Origin of the sequence: Streptomyces sp. NPDC048338 (genome assembly GCF_043201055.1) — a bacterium.
Taxonomy (GTDB): domain Bacteria; phylum Actinomycetota; class Actinomycetes; order Streptomycetales; family Streptomycetaceae; genus Streptomyces.
The window spans coordinates 132,490-150,776 of record NZ_JBICYQ010000016.1; the positions used below are offsets into that span (position 1 = coordinate 132,490).

An 18,287-nucleotide genomic window follows, 5' to 3' on the forward strand; every position below is an offset into this window, starting at 1 on the left:
AACCGCCACGCGGCCCTTCTCCTTCAAGAATCCCTCCATGCGGGCTCCGGCGCTCGGCGACGGCCGGTTCCGCTCCGACGACGCTCCGACGACGCCCCGACGACGTCTCCTAGGGCGCGGTGAAGAGGAGGGGGAAGCGCGGGCCGAGCCAGGGCCTGCGGCCCCAGCTGAGCGCCCTCCCGCCGGCGATGGCGCGCCAGGGGTCGCAACGGCCGAGGGCGAGCAGCAGGAAGACGACCGGCTCGGTGAGGACGGTGCAGTCCGGGCGTTCCGCGGGCCGGGCCGTGGTGTGTACGACGTCGTCGGCGACGGTGACACCGAAGCGGGCACCGCCCCACAGGCGGACGGTGAAGCGGGCGCTGAGTCCCTTGACGGCGGCGGGGTCGACGACCCGGGGCATGGCCGTGATCATGAACGGCAGCGTGAGTTCGACCCGGGCGCGGTCGATCATGTGCGGTCGGCGCAGTGCCTGGGCGAGGTCGTAGCCGTGGCCGAGCATGTGGGTGAGCAGGTACGAGCCGAAGACGGCCGGGTCCATCGGGCCGAGGGGCGTGTCCAGGACGTCGTCCGGCGCGCGCTCGTCGATCGCCCGGAGGAAGGCGGCCGCCTGGTCCGTGATCATCTCCGCGAGCGGGGCGGCACCCCGCTCGGGGAAGGCGTCGAGGGCCTGCGCGTTCGCCGCGGCCAGGCCCGGCGGGGTGCCGTCGCCATAGGGCCGGGGACGGCCCGCGGCGATGTCGGCCATCAGTTCGTTGGCCTGGGCGAGGTGTGCGGCGGCCTCGCCGACGGTCCACTCGGACCGCGGCACGGGCACCCCCGTGTCCACCGCGGTGCGCAGCACGGCGGCGATGTCCTCGGCGGTGGCGCGTATCGCCTCGCCCAGCCCCGCGGGCAGCACACCCCGCCCCTGCGCGGTCGGCTCCGTCTCCATGGCCTTCTCCCCTTCACCCGGTCACGTGCCCCGGCAGGAGCCCCGAACGGGGCTCCTGCGCTGACGGCGCCCTGATCCTAGGCAGACGGATGAACCTTGACGAGGGATCGTGCGTCTCAGAGATCGACGGGCTCACCGGGGACTCGCCCCGGAGGCTCGCCGACGGGCCTTCGGCCGGCGGCTGCCGGGCGTGGCGGGGGCCACGCCGGGAAGACGGCTCGTACACGCCCCGGGACACGGTCGTCACGGGGCTGCGGCGCACCGGGCGGTGCGCTCTCTCGGAAGGACAGGGGAAGCATGGCAGGACCCGATCCGATCTCGCGCCGGCTCAGGCGGCTCTTCGCCGTACTGGACGGCGACGGGGACGGCAGCGTCACATGGGCCGACCACCGCGGCATCGTGGACCGGTACGCGGCCGGGTACGGCCTGGCGTCGGACGACGCCCGGATCCAGGCACTGGAGCGGGCGTACTGGGAGCTGTGGCTCGGGCTGCTGGCCCGGGCGGAGCCCGGGCGCGACCGGCTGTCGGAGGAGGAGTTCGTCGCCGCGCACCGCTCGGCCGACTACGAGACGGACGGGCAGAACGTCCTGGAGCGGCTCGCCCGGGCGATCTTCCGCATCCTGGACACCGACGGCGACCAGCGGGTCGGCGCCGACGAGTTCGCGGCGTACCTCACCGTCTGGGGCGTCTCCGGCGACGCCGGTCCGGTCGCCTTCCGCCGACTGGACCTGGACCGCGACGCGTTCATCTCCCAGCGGGAGATCGCCCGCTCACTGCGCGCGTTCCACATCAACAACGACGACCTCGACACCCCGGGGGGCCTGTTCCTCGGCGTCCGCTGAGGTCGCGGCCCCTCCGCCGGCGGCCGTGCCCATGTCCCCGGTCCGCAGCACTCCGAATGGCGGGGCCGGGGCGGCGGGCTTTAGCTGGTTCCACTGCATCCGGGCACTCCCGGGACACGTTGGGACACGCGCATGAGCCAAGCCGACGGGACGGGGAACGGTCCGCTGCCTCCCTCCGAGCGCACGGAACTGACCGAGCTGCGCGAGCGTCTCGCGGCGCTGGAGCAGACGCGTGCGGCGCCCGCCCGCAAACACCACCTGCGCTCGGCCCTCTCGGCCGTCCTCATCGTGCTGGCGGTCATCCTGGCCCCGCTGAGCGTCGTCGCCGTGTGGACCAACGACATCGTGGGCGACACGGACCGCTACGTCGCCACGGTGGCGCCCCTCGCCTCGGACCCCGACGTGCAGGCGGGCATCACGAACCGTGTCACCAACGTGGTCATGGAGCACGTCGACGTCCCCCTCCTCCTCGACCAGGTGGCCCCGGAGGACCGGCCACGGCTCGAAGCGGCGCTGAAGAAGCTCGAAGGGCCGCTGACGGACGCGCTGCGCGGGCTGGTCGAGACCATCACGTCGAAGTTCGTGACGAGCGACGCCTTCGCCACGGTGTGGACCGACGTGAACCGGCGCGCCCACGCGGCGGTCGACAAGGCCCTGACCGGCAGCGGTGACGGCGCGGTGAAGCTGGAGGGGGACAAGGTCACCATCGACCTCGCCCCCGTCGTGGAGCAGGTCAAGCAGCGGCTCGTCGACAGCGGCCTGACGGTGGCTTCGAAGATCCCCGAGGTGCACACCGACTTCACGGTCATGACGTCCGATCAGGTCGGCAAGGTGAAGACCGGTGCCCGGCTGCTGGACGTCATGGGGGTCTGGCTGCCCGTCATCGCCGTCCTGCTCGCGGCCGGCGGCGTCTGGCTCGCCGTCCGGCGCAGGCGCGCGCTCGTCGTGACCGCGCTCGCCATGGCGGTGGCGGTCGGCATCCTCGGCATCGGGCTGACGGTGTTCCGCACGTTCTACCTGGACGCGCTGCCCGCGTCGGTCAACCCCGCGGCCGCGGGCTCCGTCTACGACGCGCTGATCCGCTTCCTCCGGGCCGGCGTCCGCACCGTCGTCACGCTGGGCGTGATCGTCGCCCTCGGTGCCTGGCTGAGCGGGCCGGGGCGGCGGGCCGTCCGGGCGCGGGAGATGTGGCGGTCGGGCATCGGGGCGGTACGCGGTGCGGCCGGCCTGTCGACCGGCCCCGTGGGCGGCTGGGTCCACCGCCACAAGAACTGGCTGAACTGGGGCGTCGTGGTGCTCGCCGCCGTCGTGTTCGTCCTCTGGGACCACCCGACGGGGATGGTCACCTTCTGGCTGGCCCTCGGCGCGCTCGGGCTCCTCGCGGTCGTCGAGTTCCTCGACGACGCGGACGAGGTCCGGCCCTCCGAGCGGGAGGCGGCGGCGCGTCCGACCGTCTGACGGCTTCCCCCGTCCGGCGGAACCTGTCGCGGACCCCGCCCGTACCGCTCAGGAGGGTCGACTCCGGGGTCCGGGCGTCCACAGCCGCGGATGGCGTTCCGCGCCCAGCTCCTCGACCCATGCCAGCCGGTCGGCGACCACGGGGCGGCGGGTGTCGGGGCACGCGTCGAGCAACCGGGTCAGCAGCCCGCGCATCCTCAGCAGGGTCATCGGGGCGCCCGTGGACGCCGCGACGATCACGTCGTCCACGGCGGTGCGCACGTAGCGCTCCCAGTCCGGGACGGGCACGATCAGGCGGACGCCGCCCTGCGGATCCGTGACGTGCCCGATCGCCAGGTCGCGGTCGGCGAGCCGGATCAGCAGCTCCTCCACGTGGTCGAGGGTCTGCACGGCCGTGGCGGGGTCGTTGACGGCCGCCGAGAGGGCCCGGAGCGCGATGTCGGCGAGCAGCCGGAACGGCAGCTCCGCGTCCTGGCCGAGGGTGCGCTCCACGCCGGTGAGCAGCCCGCGGCGCACCACCGCCTCGGGGAGGTCCCGGCCCCGGATCTCGCCCACGGGACGCCCGCGGCCCAGGGTGTCGCCGATCCCGGCGTACAGGACGACGACGGCGTCCGCCCGGCGCGCGGCCTCGACCAGCCGGGGCACGTCGATCTGCTGGAGCACCGCGCCCTGTCCGGTCCACCACAGCGTCACGGCCTCGCCCGGCCTCTCGCCGGTCTCCACGGCGGTTCCGGTCGCTTCGGCCCTTCCGGTCGCGTACGGCTTCGTGTACAGCACGTCCATCACGTGGTGGGCGTGCTCCGCGATCGCCGCGAGCGACGGCGCGAGCTGGATCGAGGTGAAGGCCCGCGCCTGGAGCGTGCGCATGAACCAGAGCGCCAGCAGGGAGAGGATCACCGCGGCGGCGGGGAGGACGACCGAGACGTCCTCCTGGCCGATCGCGGCGAGCCCCGTGGTCACGCAGAAGACGAAGACCCCGACCGCGAAGGCGAACGTCCGCCAGACGATCGGATCGTCCCGGAAGAGACCGAGGCGCGGGGTGAAGGTGCTGGCCGAGAACTGCACGACGAGGAAGAGCACCGAGTAGATGATGCTGACCAGACTGATGACGCCGAAGCCGAAGGTGAACAGCATGCCCCCCACGCCGGCCGCCGCCACCTGCGGCCCGGCCTCCACCTGGGCCACGAGGAGCCCCAGGCCGATGCCGGCCAAGCCGCACAGCACCTGCGAGAGCTCTCTGCGCATCGCGCGGCGCGGCGGGTGGAACAGGCCGTGCGACCGCCGCGCACCGGGATAGTCGACCACCGCGGGCCCCTCTTCTCGCGCGCAGGACGGAGCCGCGAGCCCATCACACCGAGGGGACGGCGGGGCGCATTGGGCGTCCGAAACGGGCACGGATCAGCCGTTCGGAGTCCGTCCGGACCTCTGGTTCCGCCGCGGGGCCCGGCACGGGCACCGCGCCGCTCCCCGGACGCCGGAGCGGCGCGGTGCCTGTGGTGCCGCCGGGCCGGCGGCGGTTCAGGGGGTCACGGGACCCAGTGGTTGCCGGATGCCGTGATCATGACCTGGAGCTGGATGCTCGCCGAGAAGTAGCTGCTCGTGTCGATCGGGGTGCCCAGCATCTTGTTCCACAGGGCGTCCAGCCACGCCTGGCTTCCCGGGTCCGTCATCGCCGCCACGGCGAAGGGGGCGAAGTAGGCGGCCTCGCTGCCCGCCGAGATCTGCGTGCCGTTGAGCTTGTAGCCGATGGCGATCTTGTTCGGGTCACCGCCCGTCTTCGTCTTGATCCAGCTGTTGAGCTTGCGGGCCGCCGCGAGCGACTTGCCGTCCCCGCCGGTCACGGCGTCGTCGCCGATGCGCCAGGGGGTGCGGCAGGCGTTCCACCAGTAGGAGCCGTCGTTCGGGTCCTCCAGGACCTGCCCGGGCGCGGGCTTGGGCGTGGTGTTCGTGGTGACCACGAAGTCGGGCAGCAGTCCGGTGCTCGGCGCGTACGTGGACTGGAGGTTGGCGATCTGGGTCTGGTGGGCGGTGCGGATGCCGTCCCAGGCGCTGTCGCCCGTGGCCGAGCGGAAGGCGCGGAAGTGGTCCACCATCCAGTCGGAGGTCCGGGTGATGTAGTAGTACTGGTCGCCGGAGCTGCTCCAGTCTCCGAGCTTCAGCAACTGCGTCGTGGGGTTGACCTCGTCCTTCTTGATCGCGTTGATGTGCTTGATCGCGAGGTCCTTGTAGTTGTACGTGCCCGCGCTGCCCCACTGCTTGTCGGCGAGCAGCAGCCCGTACGCCACGTCCATGTCGCCGTCGGTGGCGCCGTCCCCGCCGTTGACGCTGCGGCAGTTGACGTCCTGTTCGGCCGCCAGCAGGTTCGGGTTGACCGAGGACGGGTGGTCGATCTTCCACTTGACCAGTCCGTCGAAGATCTTCTTGGCGTCCGGGTCGGCGCCTGCCATCGTCGCCGCGATGACCATGCCGTAGCCCTGCGCCTCGGCGACGTACGGGTGGTCGGCGTCGGGCGAGATGATCTGGTACCAGCCGTTGCCGCAGTTCTGCCGGACGAAGGCGGACTTCCAGTTGTTGTAGTAGGCGACGACCTTCTGGTCGAGGGCCGCCTGCGTGCCGGACGGCTTGAGCGTGCCGGCGGCGTAGGGCCTGAGGTGACTGCCGAAGGGCACCGCCGGTCCCGAACCGCCGCCGGGTGTGGTGACGTTGAGCGCGGCGCTCGCGGCCGAGGCGTTCCCGGCCGCGTCGCGCGCCTTGACGGTGTAGCTGTACGCGGTCGAGGCGGTGAGTCCGGTGTCGGTGTACGTCGTCCCGGTGGTGGAGCCGACGAGGGCGGCGCCGCGGTAGACGTCGTAACCGGTCACGCCCACGTTGTCGGTGGCGGCGTTCCAGGCCAGCGAGGCACTGGTCGACGTCGTCGCCGTGGTGCGCAGGTTCCCCGGCGCGCTCGGCGCGGCGGTGTCGCCGCCGCCCGAGGCGGGCGCGCCGTAGACCTCGAACTCCCAGAGGGAGTACCCGTACGGGGTGCCGCGGCCTGTCCCGTACATGCGGACGTAGCGCCCGGTGCCGGAGACGGCGAGGTCGTCGACCGCCCCGTCGCCCGAGCCGGTGGAGTAGAGGTCGGTCCAGGTGACGCCGTCCGACGAGGACTGGATGCGGTAAGCCTTGCCGTACGCGGCCTCCCAGTGGAGTTTCACGCGCGAGAGGGTGTGGGGGGATCCGAGGTCGATCCGCACCCACTGCGGGTCGGCCCCTTCGGCGCTGGCCCACCGGGTGGCGGTGTCGGCGTCGACCGCGAGACCCGCCGCGAAACCGCTTCCCTCGACGGACGACGCCGTCGCCGGCTTCCCGACGGAGACGAGGGAGTCGGCCGCGGCTGCCTGGGGCAGGCCGACGAGCGGCAGGGCCAGCAGTCCCGACAGCACGAGAAGAGTGGTGCCTCTTCGGCTCATGACAGTGGTGGTTCCTTTCGTGACGGACTTCCAGGGACCGGGCTCTGAGCCATGGCTAATGGTTAGGAAATATTCCTAACCATTGCGCCGGAGGTTAGAGAGCGGGCCGGGGTCCGCGCAAGACCCCCGCCACGAACGGATTTCTGACTTGTGTTCAACTACCTGTCCAGGGGCCGCCGTTCGACCGGTTCCCGACGACGTCCGAGGCTTCGACTCCGGAGTCGCCGAGCCGGTTCCTCCGCGCCGCCGGTTCCTCCGCGCCGGGCGGAGGCGGCGGCATGCGCGTCCGTCACCCGCCGCGTCCGGCCGGGGGCGGCAGCTGGACGGCGGCCTGCTCAGGTCCGCCGGCCGCCGGCCGCCCGTCGCGTCCCGGGTACGGGCGGGTCCTCCCCGGCGTCGTGCTCCGGCGGCTCGGGACCCGAGCGTCCCGCCCGCAGGCAGAGCGCGGCCAGACCGACCAGGAGGGAGGCGAGGCCGCCGGCCACGAAGCAGGCGCGGGCTCCCCACTCCGCGCCGATCCGCGCGACGAGCAGCGCGCCCAGCGGGGTGGAGCCCTGGAGGATGAGGGTGTAGAGGGCGAGGACGCGGCCGCGGAAGCGCGAGTCGCTGCCGAGTTGGACACGGTGGTTGGCGGCCTGGGCGAAGTAGATGGAGGCCCCGCCGGTGAGGAAGAGCAGGACGACGGCGGCGGCGTACCCGGGGGCCCACCCGGTCGCCGTCTCCAGGCAGGCGAAGACGAGGGCCGCGCCGGTGACCAGTCGTGCCGAGGGCCGCGTCCGGCGGGCGGTGGTGAGGAAGGCGGCGGCGAGCGACCCGGCGGCGAAGGCCGTGGTCAGCAGACCGAACGAGGCGGCGTCGGCGTGGAACACGGTCTTGGCCAGCAGCGGCAGGGTGAGCTGGAAGTTCAGCCCGAACAGGCCCACGCCGGCGACCAGGGCGAGCGGCACCACCAGGTCGGGGCGGCTCCGCACGTACCGCAGCCCGTCGGCGACCCGAGCCCGCCCGGCCGGCTCGGCGCCGCGGTGCAGTTCGTCCGGGCGCATGCGCCGCAGGGCGAGCACCGTCGCCGCGTAGCTGAGCCCGTTGAGCAGGAGGACCCAGCCCGTGCCGGCGACGGTGATGAGCAGGCCGGCGACGGCGGGGCCCGCCACGCGCGCGACACTGAAGTACGCGGCACTCAACGCCGAGGCGTTGGGCAGTAGTTCCGGTCCCACCAGCTCACTGACGAAGGCCATCCGGGTGGGCACCTCGACCGAGTTGACCAGCCCGAGGCCGAGCGCGAAGAGGTTGATGTGCGCCAGGCTGACGCCGCCGCTCAGGACGAGGACGGCGAGCAGCAGGGCGAGGAGGCCCGAGGCGAGGTTGGCCGCCGTCAGCAGCGTGCGCTTGTCGTGGCGGTCGGCCAGCTTTCCGCCGTACAGGGTGCACAGCAGCACCGGGGTGAACTGCAGGGCGGTGACGGTGCCGAGGGCGGTCGCGGAGTTCCCCGTCAGCTCCAGGACGAGCCAGTCCTGGGCCACGACCGACATCCAGGTGCCGGCCACGGAGACGACCTGCCCCAGGGCGAAGAGCCGGAAGTTGCGGACGCCCAGGGCACGGAACGGGTGGGCGGCTGCAGCCGGGATCACGGTGCGACGGCGGGAGGGCCGGCGTGGGGGCGAACGGCGACGGTGGCGTGGGGGGCGGTGTGCTCCGCCGGGGAGCGAGGGCCGGCCTCGGAAGCGGCGGCGTCGCGGTGGCCGGGTGCTCGCCCGCCCTGTGCACGGAGGCATTCGTCGAGGAACGCGAGCGCCCGCAGGTGGTAGGCGCGGGCGGCGGTCCCGAGGCTGATGTTGTGGCCGGCGCCGGGAAGCCGGTCGACGACGACACGGGGCGCGCCGGACAGCAGTCCGGTGAGGGCGCCGAGATCGGCGTCGGTGTGCCGCCACCAGGCCTCGTGCTCGGCGAAGGTGAGCCGTACGGGGACGCGCACGCGGGGCAGCAGTCGTGGCGCCAGGGCGCCCCAGGCGCCCACCGTGTCCCGCTCGCGCGGCGGCATCGGGGTCACGATCCGCTGTCCGACGTGGAAGGTGCCCGACGGGTACAGGTGCAGCGGACCCCAGTTCAGGCGGCGCAGGGCGGCGCCGTCCGCCCGGCGCAGGAGGCGGGCGGCGTCGACCGCCGGCCGGTGCCCGCACCCGGAGACGTCGACGCCCAGGAACAGCCCGGGCGGCGCGTCCGCCGCGAGCGCGAGGGCGAGCTTGCCGCCGAAGGAGTGAGCGAGCAGGAAGAGCGGGCCGGTGTCGTGACGGGCCGTGACCTCGGCGAGCGCGGCCCGGACGGCCGTCGCCTGTTCGGGCAGCGCCTGCCCCTCGGGCAGATACCGGGCGGAGGCGCCGTAGCCGGGCCGGTCGAGCGCGAGGACGGCGACACCCAGGCGGGCGCCGAGCGTCATGAGGGAGACGTCGGGGTGGGCCTGGCCGTCGAAGTACCCGGCGCTCATGCCTCCCCCGTGCAGGGCCACGACCGTCGCGCGGGGCGGGCGGCCGTCCGCGGGCTCGCTCAGGAGGGCGGAGAGGGGCAGCCCGGCGGCGTCGAGGGTGATCCGCCGCACGCCGGGGGAACGGGATCCGCCCGGGTGCGCGGACGCCGTGGGAGCCGTGTCCGGCTCGGGAGCCGCGGGAGCCTGTGCCGCCGTCTCTGCCATGTGACCGTCCTCGTTCGCGCGCCGAGGGGCGCCGGTTTCTCGGGACCGGGCGCGCGCCCGGGCGTTCACGGTGCCGTGATGCGTCGCTCCTCCGGGGCCGGTACTGGTCCCGGCGGCGGCCGGGAAACTGCGCGAGGGCGCCGGATCCGCCCGAGGGCACCCCGGCTCTCGACCACCCGTTCGACGGCGGGTGCCCGGGCCGAGCCCAGTATCGCCCGCCGCCATCCGGCTCGCGATCTCTGTGGGCGCCGGCCGGCGGGGACCGGGGGCGAGGGCGGCGTGGTCACCGGGTGTGGTCCCCGTGGTCGGTGCAGACCCACCCGGGGGCCCTCGGCCCGCACGGCCGATCGGCCGCACCGCCCCTTCGGCCGCTGCGCGACTTTTGCCGCCGGCGTGGGCGGGTACTGCGCGGGGATGAGCTACGTGCAGCACGGCAAGGAGTACGCGCGCGACAGCCGGTACCTCACCACCCGCGTCACCGCGGACGGCCGCGACGGTTTCCCCGTGGAACCCGGCCGCTACCGGCTCGTGGTCAGCCGGGCCTGCCCCTGGGCGAGCCGCGCGGTGATCGTGCGGCGGCTGCTCGGTCTTGAGGCGGCCCTGCCGATGGCGATCGCGGGCCCCGTCCACGACGAGCGGAGCTGGACGTTCGACCTCGACCCCGGTGGCCGTGACCCGGTCCTCGGTATCGAGCGGCTCCGGGAGGCGTACCTCGCCCGCGATCCGGAGTACGACCGGGGGATCACCGTGCCGGCGATCGTCGACGTGCCGACGGGCGAAGTGGTGACGAACGACTTCGCGCAGATCACGCTCGACCTGTCGCTGGAGTGGACGGCGCACCACCGCTCCGGGGCCCCGGAGCTCTACCCGCCCGCACTGCGCGAGGAGATCGACGCCGTGAACGGGCCGGTCTACGCGGACGTCAACAACGGTGTCTACCGGGCCGGGTTCGCCGGATCGCAACGGGCGTACGCGCAGGCGTACGAGCGCCTCTTCGACCGGCTCGACCGGCTCTCCGAACGTCTCCGGGGCAGCCGGTACCTGGTGGGCGACACGATCACCGAGGCGGACGTGCGCCTGTTCACGACGCTCGTCCGCTTCGACGCCGTCTACCACGGGCACTTCAAGTGCAACCGGCAGAAACTCAGCGAGATGCCGGTGCTCTGGGCGTACGCCCGGGACCTCTTCCAGACGCCGGGCTTCGGCGACACGACCGACTTCGCCCACATCAAGCGCCACTACTACACGGTGCACGACGACATCAACCCCACCGGGGTCGTCCCGGTCGGCCCCGACCTCTCCGGCTGGCTCTCCCCGCACGGGCGCCACGCGCTCGGTGGGCGCCCGTTCGGCGACGGCACACCGCCCGGTCCGGTCGCCACCGGGGAGCAGGTGCCGGCAGGTCACATGCCGTCACGCCACTGAACCCGGCGGGTCAGACGGGTCAGGCGGCGGCCTCCGGGGCGGAAGCCCGGGGCCGTCTCCGTGAGTTCGGGTCGGGACCGCCTCCGTGAGTCCGGCGGGTCAGTGGGTTCGCTGGGTTCAGTGGGCCGCCGCCCCGAACTCCGCGTGCTGCGTGCGCAACGAGTAGTCCGTCTCTCCCCCGGGCGGCGAGCCGAGCGACCGGCGTCGTGCTTCCGCTCTGGCCTCGCTCAGGAGTGCCCGGAACTCCTCGTCGGTGAGCCGGCCCGCCGCGCCCGCCGTCCGCGACACGGGCCTCCCGCCGTTGCGCCCACGCATGACCTGCCTCCTCCTGCGTCCTCCACACTCGCCCGCGCGAGTACCCGAAGAACGGCGCGGTATCCGCCCCGCCCCCGGCGGGCCACCGCCCGGCCGTGAGCACCGTCCGGTTCCCGGTGCGGAAGCGGGGCAGGCGAGACAGGTGACCGCAGACCGACACCCTTGCTGAGGAGATATGGACAGCGTTCTTCGTCTGACGATCGTCGTGGGCGGCTCCGTGCTGCTCACGGTCGCCAGCGGCCTGCTCGCCGACTTCCTGCTGCGCCGAGCGGACCTCCGCCATCCGGAGACCCCGTTGTGGGGGCTGCTCCGCCGCTGTCGTGCCGCGTTCCAGATCGTGTTGCTCGCGGGACTGCTCCGCGGCTCCCACCGGGCGATCGACTGGCCCCCGCTCCGTGAGCGTGAGGCACTGATCGGACACATGCTGCTGCTCGTGCTGATCGCCGCGGGCGCTTGGCTCTCGATCCGCATCGTGGCCGCCGTGGTCGAGTCCAGCTACGCGCGCTACGCGTCCGGCAGCCGCGAGGCGGCCAAGGTGCGCCGGGTCCGTACCCAGGTCACGTTGATCATGCGGGTCGTGACCGTCGCGGTGGGCATCCTGGCGGCCGCCGTGATGCTCGTGACCTTCCCGAGCTTCCGCACCCTGGGCACCTCGCTGCTGGCCTCGGCCGGCATCATCGGCGTCGTGGCGGGCGTGGCCGCCCAGTCGACGCTGGGCAACCTGTTCGCCGGCTTCCAGATCGCGTTCGGCGACATGGTCCGCATCGGGGACACCGTGGTGGTCGACGGCGAATGGGGAACCGTCGAGGAGATCACGCTGACCTTCCTCACGGTCCGCACCTGGGACGAGCGACGCGTCACCATGCCCGTGTCGTACTTCACGGCCCGTCCGTTCGAGAACTGGTCGCGCGGCGGGATCGAGATGACCGGCACCGTCATGGTGCACTGCGACCACGCCACGCCCGTGCAGCTGATGCGGGCGGAGCTGCGCGAGATACTCGACACCTGCCCGACCTGGGACGGGCGGGGCTGGGACCTGTCCGTCACCGACACCACGCCCACGGGCATCACGGTCCGCGCCATCGTCACGGCGAAGGACCCCGACGACCTGTGGACGACCCGGTGCACCGTGCGGGAGCAGCTGGTCGCCTGGCTGTCCCGCCGGCATCCGTACGCCCTGCCCCGCGTCGCCACCGCCCCGGCGGACCGGCCGGCCCGGTCCACCAGGTCGGCCGGCGGCGAGGTGCGCAGCCCGGCGCGCTGAGCCCGCGAAAGCCGGGCCCCGTCCCCCGCGCGGTGCGGAGACCGGCTGACGTCTCCCGCACGGCGCTGCGTACCGCACCCGCCCGCCGGTGGCGCTCGGCGGGCGGGTGCGGTACGCGCGGCCTCGGGGCGCGCGTACGGGCGTCTCAGGTGTGGACGCGGCCGTTGACTCCGTCGTGGGCGTCCGCCGCCTCGTCGTCGAACCAGTAGTCCCCGGCGGCGAGGTAGCGGAAGGCGTGGGCACTCTTCAGGGGCAGGCCCACGGTCACGGCGCGCCGGCCGTCCTTGCGCGGCTGGAGGGTGTGGACACCGGGCCGCCAGCCGTTGAAGTCGCCGACGACGCTGACCGGTCCGGGCGGGGTGTCGGCCGGCAGGACGAAGGTGACCTCGGCACGGTTCTTACGCGTCTTGCGTTCGAGCATCGGGGGCTCCCGGCTTGTGAGTGGGGTGATCGGGCCCATCCTCGGCCTTGGAGGCGACGGCGGGCGGCGCGGCACGTTCCAGCACGCCGGAGACCACCCGGCCGCCACACCGCCCCGCGTCCGACGGAGCTCCCCGCGGCGGAAAACCCGGATGCGGGTGCCGCACGGCAGGCCCTAGGCTGCGCCCGCGCACGGGACCAGGACGAGGGTCGGGCGAGGCGCCGTACCGGTGGTCGGCGGATCGGAGACGTACGGGTATGACCAGTCAGCTGTTCGCGATCTGCTTCCGCGCGGCCCGGCCCGCGGACCTGGGGCGGTTCTGGTCCGGGGTCCTCGGCCGGGAGGCGGCCGACGGTCCGGACGGCGACGTCGCGCTGCTGCCCCCTGACCCGGGCGCGTTCCGCATCCGCTTCCTGCCGGGCCTGGAGCCGAGGACCGGACGGAACCGCGGGCACTTCGACCTGACCAGTGCCTCGCCCGAGGAGCAGCGGCGGACGGTGGCGAGGGCGCTGGAACTCGGCGGGAAGCACCTCGACGTGGGTCAACTCCCCGAAGAAGGACATGTGGTGCTCGCCGATCCGGAGGGCAACGAGTTCTGCGTGATCGAGGCGGGCAACGCGTTCCTCGCCGACACCGGCCTCATCGGAGCGCTGGCCTGCGACGGTACGCGGGAGGTCGGCTGTTTCTGGAGCGGGGCGCTGCGGTGGCCGCTGGTCTGGGACCAGGACGAGGAGACCGCGATCCAGTCGCCGAAAGGCGGCACCAAGATCACGTGGGGTGGTCCTCCGGTGGCGCCGCACACAGGCACGAGCAGGCCGTTCTTCGAACTTGCGGTCCCCGCCGACGCCGACTGGCAGGCGGAGGTCGACCGCCTGGTCTCGCTCGGCGCGACGCGCACGGACGCCGGCGAGGGCCGGGGTGCGGGCTCCTCCGAGGGTGGCGGCGGGGCGTGGATGCGTGACCCCGACGGCAACGAGTTCTCCGTACGGAGGACCCGGTAGCGGCCACGATTCCGCTGCCCGGCAAGGGGCCGGCCCCGTCCGGAGGACTTTCGGGGATCGGCTCGCACGGCGCACGGCGGGTGCGGGTGCCGCTGTGTGCGCCGATCACTACGGGGTACGCGCTCGCCAGGCGGACGAGCGTCGTCACCGGCCACGCCGGCACGCTCACGCTCGTCGGCCACGGTCCCCTCGCGGGACCGCCGTATCCCCTCCCGGCCGCGGGCCGGGCCATCCGAAGGAGACGATCATGATCGCCGATCACCCTGCCGTCGGACTCGCTTCCGAGTCGGCGGCCGCCGGCTCCAACGCCCTCTTCCTCGCCGTCGCGATCGGAATCGTCGTGGTGGGCGTGCTCCTCGCGAGCTTCTGGTGGGGCAGCCGCCGGGTCGCACGCCGGCGGCGTCCGGTCGGTGACCCGACCCTGGCGAAGCCGCAGCCGGGCGGCGATTCGTGGACGACCCCGGACGACGACCCGAACCTGGGCGACTCCCGCCGCTGACCCCGCCTGCCCGGGCCGGTCGTCCGGGAAGCGCGGCTCGTCCGGGAAGCGCGGCCCGGAGCGTCGCAGAGCCCCGGCCCCGTGGCGGAAGCCGCCGGACCCGTCCGGGCCGCCGGACCCGTCAGGGCAGGAGCCGTCCCAGCGGTCCGAGGTCCAGGTTCAGGTCCTCCAGCTCGTAGCCGTGCTGCCGGCAGAGGTCCTCCAGCCGGTCGTGCAGGGCGAGGAGCGTGGCTCCGAGCTCTTCCTCCTGGTCATCGGTGAGGTCACCGGCGTCCACCCTGCGCAGGGCCTGGCGCTCGATGAGCTGCCGCAGGAGCTCGACGAGGGTGAGCACGAGCTTCAGGAGGTCCTCCTCCACCGTGTCCGAACCCGTGCGCACCCGGTGCGCCGGGTACCGGCCGTGGTCCTCGGGCGTGGGCGGTGACCGGAGGAGGCGGTACGCGCGCGACATCGACTCACCGAGGCCCGTGAGGTCGCCGGTGGGGCCGTCCGGGGGGCCGGCTCCGTCGCGCGCGTCGGCTCCGCCGAAGGCGCTCATGACGGCCGTCCGCCGTACAGCGGCATCGCCGGCGTGTCGGAGTCGACCGACACGATCAGGGCGCGCAGCGAGATGCGCACCAGGTCGATGTCGGCGATGGACAGGACGATGTCGCCCGCGATGACGACGCCGCCGGCCAGCAGCCGGTCCAGGAGATCGACGAGCGCGACCTGGCGTCCGGCCAGCGGCTCGCCGTGGAGCGGGACGGCCGGGGGCTCGCCGTGGAGCGGGACGGCCGGCGGTTCGTCACGGGGTGGGACGGTCATCTGTCTGCTCCCTGCCCTGCTCGGGTTCCGGAGGCATGGCGAACGAGTACGGCGCCCAGGGCCCCGTCAGCTCGATCCGGAGGGCGGTGTACGGCGCGGCGGCCTCCAGGACGGCGGCGCGGAACCGCTCGGTCTCCCGGTCCGGCACCAGGTAGGCGTTGTTGAGGATGTTCTCCAGCGGGCCGCTGAGCGCGCTGCGCTGGACCGGATGCCGGACCACGCCCGTGGCGTGGCGCGCGCCGGCGGCCTCGACGTGCGCGGCGGCCTCGCCCGCCTGGACGTCCCGTGCCTCCCGGGCGGCGTGCTGGGCACGGCGCTGCCGCAGGTAGGAGCGTCCGGGTGCGGCGGTGTCCGGCGGCGCACCGGGGCCCGATCCCCGCGGCCCGTCCTCCGGCTCCCCCTCGGGCGAGGAGGGCGACGGCGACAGATAGATCTTGACCCCGTACTCCGTGTGGCCCCGCAGCAGCGCCAGCCGCTCGGCGAAGTACTCCCTGCGCCGGGACAGCGCCTGCCGGGCGCGCTCGGCGTCCTGGTACACCGTGGCCATCCGGAGCGGCAGGACCGCCGTGCGGGCGGCGAGCGCCTCGACGACGCCGTGATGCGCGCGGGCGGTGTCCTCCAGCCATCCCACGTCCTCGAAATGCTGCTTGAGAGCGCTTTCCCCGAAGTCCTCGGCGGGCACCCGGCTGGCCGCGAACGCGAGCGCCGGCCCCGCCGCCGCGTCCTCCGTCACCAGCAGGACCGGGGCCTCGGCGACTCCTCGGAGCGGCTCGACCACCACGGCCGCCTCGTCGTCCGCGGGGACGACCGCGTACACGTACGTCAGCGTCGGCGCACCGGCTCGGTCGCCTGTCACGACGGCGGCCCTTCCTCGTCCTCCTCGGCGGTCTCCTCGTCCGGGAGGCGGCGGCGCCTGGTCGGCCGTGCCCCGCTCAGCCCGCGCACCTCGCGCCGCAGGGAGTCGAGCTCGGAGCGCAGGCGCCGGTTCTCCTCCACGAGACGGTCGCCGCTGTGGCGGGACGAGAGCGACGGGTCGTGCTCCCACCAGTCGATGCCCATCTCCTTGGCCTTGTCGACCGAGGCCACCAGCAGGCGGAGCTTGATCGTCAGCAGCTCGATGTCCAGCAGGTCGATCCGGATGTCGCCGGCGATGACGATGCCCTTGTCGAGGACCCGTTCCAGGATGTCGGCGAGGTTCGCCGACGAACCGTACTGGGGAGGTGGGGCCGCCCGTGAGGGATAGCCCTCGAATCGGTGGGCGAGCGGGTCAGTCACGGTGTTCGCCTCGCTTCTCGGTCAGGTGCCGCGGCGGAACGCCTCGATCTCCGCCAGGCGGTCCAGCAGCTCGTCCTCGCGGCGGTCGAAGCTCTCCTCGTCGATCTCGCCGCGGTCCCGCTCCTCGGCCAGCGCGGCGAGCTCCTGCCAGATCGGAGCCGGGTCGTAGTACTCGTCCTCGGCCTGCTCCGCCACCCGCTCGGCGGCCCAGGCGACCATGCGCACCGGGGCCAGCGGGAGCGTGGCCAGTGTGCTGAAGAGGCCCATGTCGGTTCGCCCTCCTTAACGGGCGGCCGCGCCGGAGACCGGCGTCTACCGGACGAAGCTGTAGGGAGGCAGGGGCCCGCTGACGCGGAACCTGACACCGCCGTCGAGGTGCTGCTGCGAGAGCGCGTCCTGCCGCTTGAGGAAATTCTCCTCCTCTTCCCGCGGGACGAGGAGCGAGAGGTTGAGGAAGTCCTCGCCCGCCGGTGGGTGGACGTTCTGCTCGCGGGCGAAGCCCGCCAGCTCCCGGACGACGGAGTCGGCCAGCGCTTCCTGTCGTGCGTCCACTTCCCGGGCCACCAGTTCCCCCAGCGCCAGGGGCAGACCCGGATCGGGCGATCCCGCCCGCATCCGCTGGTCGAGATCCCGTGCCTCGGGCACCTCCTGGAGGATCCGGCGCAGCAGCACGTCCTCCTCCTGCGACGCCTTCAGGTGGTATTCCGAGCAGCCGGCCAGCCGGTCGAGCGCCGCCAGGTAGAGGTCGGAGTTCTCCTCGAGCACCTGCCGGACGGCGGATTCGTCGGGTGCCACGTAGCCGAACTGGAGCGGCAGGACCGTCCCTTCGTCCATCAGGCGCTCCTGGACCTCGTGGTGACGGGCCAGGTCGCGCTGCTTGGGGCGGATCTCCTCCGAGATCTCGCTGACGATCGCGTGGAGTTCACCGGCGGCCACGCCGCGCAGGGACTCGGCGGAGGAACCGACCCCGGACAGCCCGTCGAGATCGCGGGGGTGGTCCGAGCCGACGATCGAGTACACGTACAGAGCCATGGCCTACTCCTCTCGGCGACGTGCCGTGCGCTTGGCCGGGCGCCGACGGCGCGGTGCGGGCTCTTCCTGCTCTTCCGGCTCCTCCTCGGAGTCGTCCTCGTCGCTCTGCTTCGACCCGCCGCCGAGGGACTCGGTGACGGCTTCGACGGCGCCGCTCAGCGCGCCCTTCGACTTGCCGTGCGCACCGCCCTCCGCCATCTTGCCCATGACCTCGGGCAACTGGGCGGGGGCCTTGCGGCCCGATTCCAGATCCAGCCGGTTGCACGCCTCGGCGAAGCGCAGATAGGTGTCCACACTCGCCACGACGATGCGTGCGTCGATCTTGATGATCTCGATGCCCACGAGCGACACCCGCACGAAGACGTCGATGACCAGACCTCGGTCGAGAATGAGTTCCAGAACGTCGTACAGGCTGCTCGAGGATCCTCCGCCTCTGCTGACACTGCCGCCGCTCTGCGGCACCACCGTCATGACGCCTCCTCCTTCCGGCAGGACCTTGTCAGGTCTGCCGATCGATCATTCCTCGCGTGTAGCGCCGCGTCCGCTCGTACGAGACGAGTTCGCCGTTCTCGTCCAGGCTCACCCGGTAACTCGCCAGCACGCTGGTGGTGTCCGGGATGCGCTCCAACTCGACGACCTCGACCTGCGCCTCCCATCCGTCGTCCGTCGGACGGAGCGAGGACACGCTCTCGGGCGGCCGCCCGAGCAGCTGCGAAAGCTGCTCGGAGGCCGATTTCATGGCCGAGGCCGCGTTCGGCACGCCCGTCCGCCGGCGCGGGGGACGGCGTCGCTCCTTCGGCTTCTCCTCGTCGGCGCCGCGCGACGTCGAGCGCCGGGCGCGAGCCGGTTCCGCTGCGGCCATAGCTCCCTCCAAAAGGCACATG

General features: G+C 73.2%; 21 protein-coding genes. 6 read left to right on the top strand and 15 right to left on the bottom strand.

The features are described from left to right. Nucleotides 1–109: 109 nt before the first annotated feature. A complete protein-coding gene (locus tag ACGFZF_RS32350) occupies nucleotides 110–931 on the bottom strand; it encodes a maleylpyruvate isomerase family mycothiol-dependent enzyme (RefSeq protein WP_393560002.1) in 822 nt (273 codons plus the stop codon). Between the two features lie 297 nt (nucleotides 932–1,228). On the opposite strand from ACGFZF_RS32350, the gene ACGFZF_RS32355 reads away from it, so the two are divergent. After that, on the top strand, nucleotides 1,229–1,774 hold the full coding sequence (locus tag ACGFZF_RS32355) for an EF-hand domain-containing protein (RefSeq protein WP_393560004.1): 546 nt from the start codon (nucleotides 1,229–1,231) through the stop codon (nucleotides 1,772–1,774). 132 nt (nucleotides 1,775–1,906) lie between these two features. Further along, complete coding sequence (locus tag ACGFZF_RS32360) at nucleotides 1,907–3,232, top strand: hypothetical protein (RefSeq protein ID WP_393560006.1); 1,326 nt, start codon at nucleotides 1,907–1,909, stop codon at nucleotides 3,230–3,232. 48 nt (nucleotides 3,233–3,280) lie between these two features. Here ACGFZF_RS32360 and ACGFZF_RS32365 read toward each other — a convergent pair whose 3' ends face one another. The 4 genes from ACGFZF_RS32365 to ACGFZF_RS32380 all read right to left on the bottom strand — a co-directional run bounded on the left by ACGFZF_RS32365 (nucleotide 3,281) and on the right by ACGFZF_RS32380 (nucleotide 9,367). Next, the gene (locus tag ACGFZF_RS32365) at nucleotides 3,281–4,537 is read right to left on the bottom strand and encodes a DUF2254 family protein (RefSeq protein WP_393560008.1); all 1,257 of its coding nucleotides are present in this window, start codon (nucleotides 4,535–4,537) and stop codon (nucleotides 3,281–3,283) included. 221 nt (nucleotides 4,538–4,758) lie between these two features. Next, the gene (locus ACGFZF_RS32370; RefSeq protein ID WP_393560010.1) at nucleotides 4,759–6,681 is read right to left on the bottom strand and encodes a glycosyl hydrolase family 8; all 1,923 of its coding nucleotides are present in this window, start codon (nucleotides 6,679–6,681) and stop codon (nucleotides 4,759–4,761) included. A gap of 335 nt (nucleotides 6,682–7,016) precedes the next feature. Then, on the bottom strand, nucleotides 7,017–8,309 hold the full coding sequence (locus ACGFZF_RS32375) for an MFS transporter (protein WP_393560012.1): 1,293 nt from the start codon (nucleotides 8,307–8,309) through the stop codon (nucleotides 7,017–7,019). Further along, nucleotides 8,306–9,367, bottom strand: a complete 1,062-nt coding sequence (locus tag ACGFZF_RS32380; protein ID WP_393560014.1) for an alpha/beta hydrolase — start codon at nucleotides 9,365–9,367, stop codon at nucleotides 8,306–8,308. Before ACGFZF_RS32380 ends, ACGFZF_RS32375 begins: the two co-directional genes overlap by 4 nt. Nucleotides 9,368–9,781: 414 nt before the next feature. Between ACGFZF_RS32380 and ACGFZF_RS32385 the strand changes: the two genes are divergently transcribed. Then, nucleotides 9,782–10,792, top strand: a complete 1,011-nt coding sequence (locus ACGFZF_RS32385; RefSeq protein ID WP_393560016.1) for a glutathione S-transferase family protein — start codon at nucleotides 9,782–9,784, stop codon at nucleotides 10,790–10,792. 117 nt (nucleotides 10,793–10,909) lie between these two features. Here ACGFZF_RS32385 and ACGFZF_RS32390 read toward each other — a convergent pair whose 3' ends face one another. Continuing rightward, nucleotides 10,910–11,107: a hypothetical protein gene (locus tag ACGFZF_RS32390; RefSeq protein ID WP_393560018.1), complete on the bottom strand. Its 198-nt coding sequence runs from the start codon at nucleotides 11,105–11,107 to the stop codon at nucleotides 10,910–10,912. Between the two features lie 175 nt (nucleotides 11,108–11,282). Between ACGFZF_RS32390 and ACGFZF_RS32395 the strand changes: the two genes are divergently transcribed. Beyond that, nucleotides 11,283–12,371 (top strand): mechanosensitive ion channel family protein, encoded by a 1,089-nt coding sequence (locus ACGFZF_RS32395; RefSeq protein ID WP_393560020.1) that lies wholly within the window; start codon nucleotides 11,283–11,285, stop codon nucleotides 12,369–12,371. Between the two features lie 145 nt (nucleotides 12,372–12,516). Here ACGFZF_RS32395 and ACGFZF_RS32400 read toward each other — a convergent pair whose 3' ends face one another. Next, nucleotides 12,517–12,792, bottom strand: coding sequence for an isoamylase early set domain-containing protein (locus ACGFZF_RS32400; protein WP_393560022.1), 276 nt, complete (start codon nucleotides 12,790–12,792; stop codon nucleotides 12,517–12,519). Nucleotides 12,793–13,049: 257 nt separating this feature from the next. Here ACGFZF_RS32400 and ACGFZF_RS32405 point away from each other — a divergent pair, with 257 nt between their 5' ends. Together ACGFZF_RS32405 and ACGFZF_RS32410 are read left to right on the top strand one after the other, a co-directional pair. Then, nucleotides 13,050–13,793, top strand: coding sequence for a VOC family protein (locus tag ACGFZF_RS32405; RefSeq protein ID WP_393560024.1), 744 nt, complete (start codon nucleotides 13,050–13,052; stop codon nucleotides 13,791–13,793). Between the two features lie 247 nt (nucleotides 13,794–14,040). Beyond that, a complete protein-coding gene (locus ACGFZF_RS32410; RefSeq protein WP_393560026.1) occupies nucleotides 14,041–14,292 on the top strand; it encodes a DUF6479 family protein in 252 nt (83 codons plus the stop codon). Nucleotides 14,293–14,413: 121 nt separating this feature from the next. Here ACGFZF_RS32410 and ACGFZF_RS32415 read toward each other — a convergent pair whose 3' ends face one another. Genes ACGFZF_RS32415 through ACGFZF_RS32450 form a run of 8 tightly spaced genes read right to left on the bottom strand, consistent with a single transcriptional unit; the run spans nucleotide 14,414 to nucleotide 18,265 of the window. Continuing rightward, nucleotides 14,414–14,830 (bottom strand): gas vesicle protein K, encoded by a 417-nt coding sequence (locus tag ACGFZF_RS32415; RefSeq protein ID WP_393560028.1) that lies wholly within the window; start codon nucleotides 14,828–14,830, stop codon nucleotides 14,414–14,416. After that, a complete protein-coding gene (locus tag ACGFZF_RS32420) occupies nucleotides 14,827–15,096 on the bottom strand; it encodes a gas vesicle protein (protein WP_393560030.1) in 270 nt (89 codons plus the stop codon). The genes ACGFZF_RS32415 and ACGFZF_RS32420 overlap by 4 nt, the downstream gene beginning before the upstream one ends. Next, nucleotides 15,077–15,952, bottom strand: coding sequence for a GvpL/GvpF family gas vesicle protein (locus ACGFZF_RS32425; RefSeq protein WP_393560032.1), 876 nt, complete (start codon nucleotides 15,950–15,952; stop codon nucleotides 15,077–15,079). The genes ACGFZF_RS32420 and ACGFZF_RS32425 overlap by 20 nt, the downstream gene beginning before the upstream one ends. After that, nucleotides 15,949–16,371 carry a gas vesicle protein gene (locus ACGFZF_RS32430; RefSeq protein WP_393560034.1) on the bottom strand — a complete coding sequence of 141 codons (423 nt, stop codon included), beginning with the start codon at nucleotides 16,369–16,371 and terminating at the stop codon, nucleotides 15,949–15,951. Before ACGFZF_RS32430 ends, ACGFZF_RS32425 begins: the two co-directional genes overlap by 4 nt. Nucleotides 16,372–16,392: 21 nt before the next feature. Further along, entirely contained in the window at nucleotides 16,393–16,638 is a 246-nt protein-coding gene (locus ACGFZF_RS32435; protein ID WP_393560036.1) for a gas vesicle protein GvpG, read from the bottom strand. A 45-nt stretch (nucleotides 16,639–16,683) separates the two neighbouring features. Then, nucleotides 16,684–17,403 carry a GvpL/GvpF family gas vesicle protein gene (locus ACGFZF_RS32440; RefSeq protein WP_393560038.1) on the bottom strand — a complete coding sequence of 240 codons (720 nt, stop codon included), beginning with the start codon at nucleotides 17,401–17,403 and terminating at the stop codon, nucleotides 16,684–16,686. A gap of 3 nt (nucleotides 17,404–17,406) precedes the next feature. Next, a complete protein-coding gene (locus ACGFZF_RS32445; RefSeq protein ID WP_393560040.1) occupies nucleotides 17,407–17,874 on the bottom strand; it encodes a gas vesicle structural protein GvpA in 468 nt (155 codons plus the stop codon). Nucleotides 17,875–17,902: 28 nt separating this feature from the next. Next, a complete protein-coding gene (locus ACGFZF_RS32450; protein WP_384874302.1) occupies nucleotides 17,903–18,265 on the bottom strand; it encodes a gas vesicle protein in 363 nt (120 codons plus the stop codon). Nucleotides 18,266–18,287: the final 22 nt, after the last annotated feature.

Coding starts and splice junctions, on each gene's coding strand:
- ACGFZF_RS32355 (WP_393560004.1), top strand. CDS start 1,229: ATGGCAGGACCCGATCCGATCTCGCGCCGGCTCAGGCGGCTCTTCGCC.
- ACGFZF_RS32435 (WP_393560036.1), bottom strand. CDS start 16,638: ATGGGCCTCTTCAGCACACTGGCCACGCTCCCGCTGGCCCCGGTGCGC.
- ACGFZF_RS32395 (WP_393560020.1), top strand. CDS start 11,283: ATGGACAGCGTTCTTCGTCTGACGATCGTCGTGGGCGGCTCCGTGCTG.
- ACGFZF_RS32445 (WP_393560040.1), bottom strand. CDS start 17,874: ATGACGGTGGTGCCGCAGAGCGGCGGCAGTGTCAGCAGAGGCGGAGGA.
- ACGFZF_RS32405 (WP_393560024.1), top strand. CDS start 13,050: ATGACCAGTCAGCTGTTCGCGATCTGCTTCCGCGCGGCCCGGCCCGCG.
- ACGFZF_RS32415 (WP_393560028.1), bottom strand. CDS start 14,830: ATGAGCGCCTTCGGCGGAGCCGACGCGCGCGACGGAGCCGGCCCCCCG.
- ACGFZF_RS32380 (WP_393560014.1), bottom strand. CDS start 9,367: ATGGCAGAGACGGCGGCACAGGCTCCCGCGGCTCCCGAGCCGGACACG.
- ACGFZF_RS32350 (WP_393560002.1), bottom strand. CDS start 931: ATGGAGACGGAGCCGACCGCGCAGGGGCGGGGTGTGCTGCCCGCGGGG.
- ACGFZF_RS32440 (WP_393560038.1), bottom strand. CDS start 17,403: ATGGCTCTGTACGTGTACTCGATCGTCGGCTCGGACCACCCCCGCGAT.
- ACGFZF_RS32410 (WP_393560026.1), top strand. CDS start 14,041: ATGATCGCCGATCACCCTGCCGTCGGACTCGCTTCCGAGTCGGCGGCC.
- ACGFZF_RS32390 (WP_393560018.1), bottom strand. CDS start 11,107: ATGCGTGGGCGCAACGGCGGGAGGCCCGTGTCGCGGACGGCGGGCGCG.
- ACGFZF_RS32360 (WP_393560006.1), top strand. CDS start 1,907: ATGAGCCAAGCCGACGGGACGGGGAACGGTCCGCTGCCTCCCTCCGAG.
- ACGFZF_RS32400 (WP_393560022.1), bottom strand. CDS start 12,792: ATGCTCGAACGCAAGACGCGTAAGAACCGTGCCGAGGTCACCTTCGTC.
- ACGFZF_RS32370 (WP_393560010.1), bottom strand. CDS start 6,681: ATGAGCCGAAGAGGCACCACTCTTCTCGTGCTGTCGGGACTGCTGGCC.
- ACGFZF_RS32420 (WP_393560030.1), bottom strand. CDS start 15,096: ATGACCGTCCCACCCCGTGACGAACCGCCGGCCGTCCCGCTCCACGGC.
- ACGFZF_RS32385 (WP_393560016.1), top strand. CDS start 9,782: ATGAGCTACGTGCAGCACGGCAAGGAGTACGCGCGCGACAGCCGGTAC.
- ACGFZF_RS32450 (WP_384874302.1), bottom strand. CDS start 18,265: ATGGCCGCAGCGGAACCGGCTCGCGCCCGGCGCTCGACGTCGCGCGGC.